Origin of the sequence: Rhodococcus sp. BS-15, from assembly GCF_000813105.1 — a bacterium.
Lineage (GTDB): Bacteria > Actinomycetota > Actinomycetes > Mycobacteriales > Mycobacteriaceae > Rhodococcoides.
On the sequence record NZ_BAOX01000231.1, the window covers coordinates 1 to 7,831 of the forward strand.

The following is a 7,831-nucleotide window of genomic DNA, read 5'->3' on the forward strand; positions in this document are numbered from 1 at the left end:
CAACCGAGACCGATGCCCTGCGCGACGCCGCTCTGGCCCGCGAAGCGCAGTCGGCAACCGGCCTGCCCGGCGGCATCGCCATCCCGCACTGCCGCTCCGAAGCGGTCACTTCGGCCTCGCTCGGATTCGCCCGGCTGAACCCCAAGGTCGATTTCGGTGCCCCCGACGGCCCGGCCGACCTCGTCTTCCTCATCGCAGCGCCGGCCGGTGCCGGTTCGGCGCACATGAAGTTGCTCTCGAGCCTGGCGCGCGCACTGGTCAAGCCGGAGTTCGTCACCTCGCTGCGCAACGCGTCCTCGGCCGCCGAGATCGTTACCCTCGTCGACGGTGTCATCAACCTGCCGCCAAGCCCGCAGCGACGACCCCTGCGGCAGCTCCCGTGTCGACTGCCAAGCACAGCGCGGCCGCCACCCCTGCCGAGGCCACCGCGCCCAAGCACATCGTCGCAGTCACCGCCTGCCCCACCGGAATTGCGCACACCTACATGGCTGCCGATTCACTCGTCGCAGCCGGTGAGCGAGCCGGAGTCACGGTTCACGTCGAGACCCAGGGCTCGAGCGGCAGCACGCCGTTGGACCCCTCGATCATCGCCGGAGCCGAGGCAGTCATCTTCGCCACCGATGTGGGCGTCAAGGGCCGCGAGCGTTTCGCCGGAAAGCCGGTCATCTCCTCCGGCGTCAAGCGCGCCATCAACGAGCCCGACGTCATGCTCACCGAAGCCCTACGCGCTGCACTGAACCCGGACGCAGCTCGCGTCGGAGGTACCGCAGTGGCGGCCGGCTCGAACGAGTCCGCAGGCGAACTCGGCTGGGGCACCCGCATCCGCCAGATCCTGCTCACCGGCGTCAGCTACATGATCCCGTTCGTCGCTGCCGGCGGTCTGCTGATCGCTCTCGGCTTCTTCATCGGCGGATACGAGATCTCTGGAGTTGCCGAGGACATCGTCGTCAACAACTCCATCACCTCGCTGCCCGAAGGCGGAATGGCCGCCTACCTCGGTGCCGTGCTCTTCCAGATCGGCGCGCTGTCCTTCAGCTTCCTGGTGCCCGCGCTGGCCGGCTACATTTCCTACGCCATTGCCGACAGACCAGGTCTGGCACCAGGATTCACCGCAGGCGCGGTGGCCGTTCTGGTGGGTGCAGGCTTCATCGGCGGTCTCGTCGGTGGTCTGATCGCCGGCTTCGTCGCACTGTGGATCAGCAAGTGGAAGATCCCCACGGTTCTGCGCGGCCTCATGCCCGTCGTCATCATTCCGCTGTTCGCCACACTCATCGTCGGCGCGATCATGTTCCTGCTGCTCGGCAAGCCACTCGCCGCGATCACCAGTGGACTCACGAACTGGCTCAACGGCCTCAGCGGTTCCTCGGTCATCATCCTCGGCATCATTCTCGGCCTGATGATGTGCTTCGACCTCGGTGGACCGGTCAACAAGGCGGCCTACGCATTCGCCACCGCAGGCCTGTCGGTCACCGACACCGCATCGCTGCGCATCATGGCAGCGGTCATGGCCGCCGGAATGGTGCCGCCACTGGCCATGGCACTCGCCTCGACCGTTCGCGCACGCCTGTTCACCGAAGCCGAGCGCGAGAACGGCAAGGCCGCATGGTTCCTGGGAGCTGCATTCATCTCCGAGGGTGCAATCCCGTTCGCCGCAGCCGACCCGTTCCGCGTCATCCCCTCGATGATGGCCGGCGGCGCAGTGACCGGCGCGATGATCATGGCGTTCGACGTCACCCTCAGCGCACCCCACGGCGGCATCTTCGTGTTCTTCGCGATCGGAAACATCCTGTGGTTCATTCTCTCGCTGGCGGCGGGCACCATCGTCTCCGCGTTCCTGGTCGTCTCCGCCAAGCAGTTCGTCAAGGGCAAGAACGCCCCGTCGGACGCCGAACTCGATCCCGCACTCGCCACCGTCTGACACTCGCTACGATCGCAACAACCCCACTACGAAGGAGCACCACATGCCCAGCACCACAGTCGCCGTCGGATCCTCGATCGGTCTGCACGCTCGACCCGCAGCACTGATCGCCGACGCCGTCGCCGAAGCAGGCGTGGACGTCACCCTCACAGTGGCCGACTCGGAGCCGGTGGACGCAGGTTCGGCCCTGATGATCATGACGCTCGGCGCCACCAAGGGCACCGAAGTCACCGTCAGCAGCGACGACCAGGCAGCACACGACAAGGTGGTCGCACTCGTCGAAGCAGACTTGGATGCATAGGTCGTTCCGCAGGCTCCACTCCTGCAACGCCTAGGTCGTTCCGCAGGCTCCACTCCTGCAACGCCTGAGTCGTTCCGCAGGCTCCACTCCTGCAACGCCTAGGTCCAGCTTCTAGCGAGAGCGCATCGATCGCCGGACGGTGAATCCCACCGCTCCGGCGATCAGCACCACACCGGCAGCGACGGCCGCTCGGAATGTCCATTCCGAGTCCGTCGCTGTCGGCGTCTGCGCCGGCTGATCGGGAACGACGGTCGGCGATACCGGCTCCGCAGCAGCAGGTTCGGGCGTGGACGTGTCGAGCGCTACCGCGTCGGGGATCCTCAGGATGGGCGGAAGCGTGGCCTCGGCGGGTCCGAATCCTGCCTCGGATGCGATGAGCAATGACCCGTCGTCGGTGAAGACCAGTGCCTCGCCCTGCGGCTGATCGGGCAACGGCACCACGGCGCGAGGCGCTGTCGGATCGACCAATGCCGACGCGATGTTCCCGTCCGACGGGCGGAAAAGGTAGCGTCGGTGTAGGTGCGCACTGCGGCGACGGTGCCGTCGGCACTCACCGCTCCCCCGGTCGCCAGTGTCGATCCGACCACGAACGGCGGCCCACCGACTGTGTCGGTTGCCGTGAACGCCAGATCTCCGACCTTGCGCATCGGCGTCGGCCCAGGGCTGGTCAGATCGGCGACGGATTGGTCGTCGGCAGGTACGTACACCCCGCTCACGCCCGAGAGTTCCTTCGTGACGATCACCGGCCTACCACCGGGCTCGATCAGTATCGTCTCGGCGTCGTGCGCGCCGTCGGGATAGGTCAGTCGGTACAGTTCGCCCGCACCCGAGGCCGGGTCCATTCGCGTCAATGCCACCGTGTCGCGGCTCATCTGATTGTCGCCGATGTCCGCCAACCACAGCGAGCCGTCGTACGACGTCAAGTCCTCGACGTCGTACGGGTCGACGGGCACGTCGATCCATCGCTGAACCGCGCAGTCGGCACCGAACACCGCAACCCGATCATCGGCTCCACTGTCACCGATCGCGTACAGGACCCCGTCGATCGAGGTCAGCCCGGACAACTCGTCGAGGCCGGGATCTGTTGGCCGACAATACGTTTCGGTATCGATCGGCGAAGCGAAGGCAGTACCCGAGAACGCGATCGTCGCGGCGACTGCAGCCGCCACCGCTCCGCCCACCACCAATCGTGGCCCCACCGAGGTCAGACGCTGGGCACGGTCGCCGTGAATTCGACGAGCGCTGCCGCAAGCGATTGCGGCACACGAGCTTCCACGCGTGTGCCCTCCTCCTCGTGGGTGGACTTCACGATCCGGCCGTCGGTATGGATTCGTGCGACCAGATCACCACGCGTGTAGGGCACGAGAACGTCGACCAACACGTCCGGCTCGGACAGGATCTCGGCCAGGTGATCTCGCAGGGCGTCGATTCCCTCGCCGGTCTTGGCCGAGACGAACCGAGCGCCGTCGAGCAATCCGCGCAGCTGGATCAGCTGCACCGGATCGGCTGCGTCGATCTTGTTGACCACCAACAACTCCGGGGGCATCTTCGCATCCTGCTCGCGAACCACCTCGGTGATCACCTCACGCACGGCCTTGATCTGATCGATCGGAAGCGGATCCGATCCGTCGACCACGTGCAGCAGCAGATCTGCATCGGTGACTTCCTCGAGCGTCGAACGGAACGCTTCGACCAACTGAGTCGGAAGGTGCCGAACGAAACCGACGGTATCGGTCAGCACGATCTCGCGACCGTCCTCGAGCGTCGACTTGCGCGTAGTGGGATCGAGGGTGGCGAACAGTGCGTTCTGAACCAACACACCGGATCCGGTCAGCGCATTCAACAGACTCGATTTGCCTGCGTTCGTATACCCCACGATCGCAATCGACGGCACCGTACCGCTCAGGCGCTGTTCGCGTTTGGTGTCGCGGGCCTGCTTCATACCCTTGATCTCGCGACGCAGTTTGGCCATTCGCTCACGGATGCGTCGACGGTCGGTCTCGATCTTCGTCTCACCCGGTCCGCGCAGACCCACACCACCGTTGCTGCCTGCCCGTCCACCGGCCTGCCGCGACATCGATTCGCCCCAGCCGCGAAGCCTGGGCAACATGTATTCCATCTGCGCGAAGGCGACCTGCGCCTTGCCTTCTCGCGAGGTCGCGTGCTGGGCGAAGATGTCGAGGATCAGCGCGGTGCGATCGATGACCTTGACCTTGACGACCTTCTCCAGCGCATTGAGCTGAGCAGGGGTCAGTTCACCATCGCAGATCACCGTGTCGGCGCCGGTCGCGAGGACGATGTCGCGTACCTCCTTGGCCTTACCGGAGCCGATGTACGTCGCGGCATCGGGCTTGTCGCGTCGCTGCATCAGCGCTTCGAGTACCTCCGAGCCGGCGGTCTCGGCCAGTGCAGCCAGCTCGGTCATGCTGGACTCGGCCTGCGCGGCCGTGCCGGTGGTCCAGACTCCGACCAGCACGACGCGTTCGAGGCGCAGCTGCCGGTACTCGACCTCGGTGACGTCGGTGAGCTCGGTGGACAGTCCGGCCACTCGACGTAGCGCGGTGCGATCTTCGAGCTGCATGTCGCCGGAGGACGGGGAGTTCTCGTCGTTCAGCGGCGACCGAGCCAGTCGCCTCGACCACGCGTCGGACTCTTCACGAGTCCAGGCGGATTCGGTTTCGGGAGCACCGTCGATATCGTCGCGACTGTCGTCGACCGGTTCGCCCGCAGGGGATGTTTCATGTGAGTTCGTCATACGAGCTCCATGATCCACGAAAAGCCCAGCGTATGCACGCGGGTTTCGGTCCGGGCGGATGCCGAGGCCGGTGCGATCGTCAGGACTGAGCCTTCAGCCACCGGTCGTCGATCTCGCCGCGGGCCAGCAGCACCGACGGACCGCGCAGAGTGGCTCCGACGTGATCGATGGCCACGCGTACCCGACCGCCGAGCACACCGACGCTCACCTCCCCGGTCTCGAGACCCTCGTAGGACAGCGCGGCCGCGGCCGCCGCCACGGTTCCGGTGCCACACGACCGCGTCTCCCCGACGCCACGCTCGAACACGCGCATCTCGACGCCGCCGTCGTCGAGCCTGGTCAGGATCTCGACGTTCGCACCGTGGGGAAAGAACTCGGTGTCCAGCGTCGGCGGTGCGGACAAGTCCAGAGCGCCGAGAGAAGCGCGCGTCAACGCACCGTCGACACAGGCCAGATGAGGGTTGCCGACGTCGATTCCGACGCCCTCGTACGTTCCGCCCGCGAGGGTCACCGAGCTCGAGCCCATCAGCGTGACGTCACCCATCGCCACGGTGACATCGGCGTCGGTGTCGTCGAACGAGTGGACGGTCACAGCGCGCGCGCCGGCCCGCGAACCCACCACGAACTGGTCACGTTGTTCGAGATCGTGCACCCGCAAGTAGTGCGCGAACACGCGGACACCGTTGCCGCACATCTCGGCAATGGTGCCGTCGCCGTTGCGGTAGTCCATGAACCAGTCCTCGGGCTCGACACCCGACGGAATTCGGTCGAGTACGCCTGCATCTCGGAGCACACCGGCCCGCGCGACGCGCAGAATTCCGTCGGCACCGAGGCCCTGGCGTCGATCGCACAACACCGAGACCGCCGACCTGGTGAGTTCGAGCTCGGCTGCGGATCCGGCAGTACGACGAAGTCGTTCTGAGTTCCGTGGCCTTTGGCGAATTCCATGGCCGCGAGTCTACGGGGGTTCGGCTACGAGGGGTCGATCGCAGACAAGGCGTCCGACCTCAGCGTGGGCGAGGCACCGTCGAGCCAACGAACGCGTTCGTCGCGGCGAAACCAGGATCGTTGGCGTCGCACGTAGCGTCTGGTTCCGATGAACGTCCGTTCTCGTGCGAACTCGACGTCGTACTCCCCCGCCAACACGTCGAGAGCCTGCGCGTACCCGATCGCCCGCGACGCGGTGACGCCCTCCCGTAGTCCCGAGGCGAGCAGCCCCTCCACCTCGTCGAGCAGTCCGCTCTCGAACATCAGCCGAGTGCGCTCGGCGATCCGATCGTCCAGTTCTGCTGTGTCGCGGTCGACTCCCAACACCACCGTGCCCCAGCGAGGTGCGCCGATCTTCGGGGCCGAGGCCGCGAACGGCTGCCCGGTCAGCTCCACCACCTCGAGCGCCCGGACCATGCGCCTGCCGTCGGTGGGCAGGATCGATGCGGCAGCCTCGGGATCGGCGGCCGTCAACGCGCGATGGATCTCCTCGACGCCGTCGCGTTCGAGGACTGCTTCCCATTTCGCTCGGACGACGGGGTCGGTGGCCGGAAAGGCCCATTCGTCGAGCAACGACTGCACGTACATCATCGATCCGCCGACGATGATCGGCCGCAGACCCCGCGATCGAATGTCCTCGACGTCGGCGACCGCAGCCGCTTGGTACCGCGCGACGGTAGCGATGTCGGTGACCTCGAGCACATCGAGTTGATGGTGCGGAATTCCGCGCCGCTCCGCGACGGGCAGTTTCGCGGTCCCGATGTCCATCCCCCGGTACTGCTGCATGGCGTCGATATTGACTATTTCGCCGCCGAGTCCCTCGGCCAGATCGAGAGCCAGATCGGATTTGCCTGCGGCAGTCGGCCCGATGACCGCGACAGGAGTCGTGACCGAATCGCTCGCCCCGTCAGTCACGAGCCCAGGTCCCCACGAAGTACCCGACCCCGAAGGGAGCACCTCGGTAGAGCTCGCTCGTCGTTGTCGCATCGGCTCCGGCGAGCGCTGCCAGCACCTGCCATGCCGCTCTGCCGCCGACACCGAGCGATGCGCACAGGTCCGGATCCAGACGCGCCAATGCATCGACATCGGCGCTCGCGAGGGCATCGTCGATCCGGCGCTGGAGCTCCTCGGCGCGCTCGTCGAACGATCCAGGGGCCTTCGGAGTCAGTGTGTTCGCTCCGTCTGCCAGCACCAGAACGCCCCAGCTCTGCGCCGAAGCGTCGATTTCTCGGCGTAGCTCCTCGCCGAACTCGGCGCACCACCCGGGGCTCGCATCGGCCGCGATCGTGCGGACCTCGACCGCATCGTCGGGCGCAGCCACTCCTCGCAGCCACCCCGCGATCAGAACGGCCAGCGGCAGGTCCGGGTCTGCCGCAGTCTGCGCTGTGCCGCCGGACAGGCTCACCACCACATCGACTCCGAAGCCCCGCAACGTGCCGACCGTTGCCTCGCCGTACGTGGACGACGTGCGATCGACGCCGAGGACGATCCAGCGGTCGACCATCGACGCCAAGTGAGTCGTCGCGCTGACGGCGGCGGTCCGAAGATCGGCCGTCTCGGCCGCCCCCGCGCCCATCAATTCGGGGACCAGCAACGGCGGAGAGGGCACCAGGGCCGCGGCACGAAACACGAGCACCACGCTAGTCGCTGGTGCAACTTGGCCGGACGAGTCCACTTCGAGTCGTCTGAGCTGTTTCAATGGTCCGATCGGTCGTCACCTAGTTCAATGGTGTCCAGATCGCGATTGAGGCAGCCGTGACGCGCGGCAGAGATGAGGAACAATGACCGACCCGAACGCCGGCACCCCCACCACTCCCGAGGCTGCGGCCTCGGATGCACCCGCCCAGACCCCCGGTGCCACCGCGCCCGG

At 66.5% G+C, this 7,831-nt stretch carries 6 protein-coding genes and 2 pseudogenes; 2 read left to right on the forward strand and 6 right to left on the reverse strand.

The window, feature by feature from the left end:
• Positions 1 to 1,918, forward strand: a pseudogene (locus RHBS_RS20670) (fructose-specific PTS transporter subunit EIIC); the annotation flags it as partial.
• A gap of 43 nt (positions 1,919 to 1,961) precedes the next feature.
• On the forward strand, positions 1,962 to 2,219 hold the full coding sequence (locus RHBS_RS20675; RefSeq protein ID WP_128646351.1) for an HPr family phosphocarrier protein: 258 nt from the start codon (positions 1,962 to 1,964) through the stop codon (positions 2,217 to 2,219).
• A 111-nt stretch (positions 2,220 to 2,330) separates the two neighbouring features.
• Here the strand turns inward: RHBS_RS20675 and RHBS_RS31900 are convergent, their stop codons facing one another.
• From RHBS_RS31900 to RHBS_RS20700, 6 genes and pseudogenes are all read right to left on the reverse strand, one after another.
• Entirely contained in the window at positions 2,331 to 2,600 is a 270-nt protein-coding gene (locus RHBS_RS31900) for a hypothetical protein (protein ID WP_306303562.1), read from the reverse strand.
• Positions 2,540 to 3,418 (reverse strand): hypothetical protein, encoded by an 879-nt coding sequence (locus RHBS_RS20680; protein WP_306303563.1) that lies wholly within the window; start codon positions 3,416 to 3,418, stop codon positions 2,540 to 2,542. The genes RHBS_RS31900 and RHBS_RS20680 overlap by 61 nt, the downstream gene beginning before the upstream one ends.
• Positions 3,419 to 3,423: 5 nt before the next feature.
• Positions 3,424 to 4,974 (reverse strand): GTPase HflX, encoded by a 1,551-nt coding sequence (hflX, locus tag RHBS_RS20685; RefSeq protein WP_236745397.1) that lies wholly within the window; start codon positions 4,972 to 4,974, stop codon positions 3,424 to 3,426.
• Between the two features lie 79 nt (positions 4,975 to 5,053).
• A pseudogene (dapF, locus tag RHBS_RS20690) lies at positions 5,054 to 5,922 on the reverse strand (diaminopimelate epimerase).
• A 24-nt stretch (positions 5,923 to 5,946) separates the two neighbouring features.
• On the reverse strand, positions 5,947 to 6,876 hold the full coding sequence (gene miaA / locus RHBS_RS20695; protein ID WP_121870055.1) for a tRNA (adenosine(37)-N6)-dimethylallyltransferase MiaA: 930 nt from the start codon (positions 6,874 to 6,876) through the stop codon (positions 5,947 to 5,949).
• Entirely contained in the window at positions 6,869 to 7,591 is a 723-nt protein-coding gene (locus RHBS_RS20700) for a class III extradiol dioxygenase subunit B-like domain-containing protein (protein WP_183130163.1), read from the reverse strand. The genes miaA and RHBS_RS20700 overlap by 8 nt, the downstream gene beginning before the upstream one ends.
• Between the last annotated feature and the right edge of the window lie 240 nt (positions 7,592 to 7,831).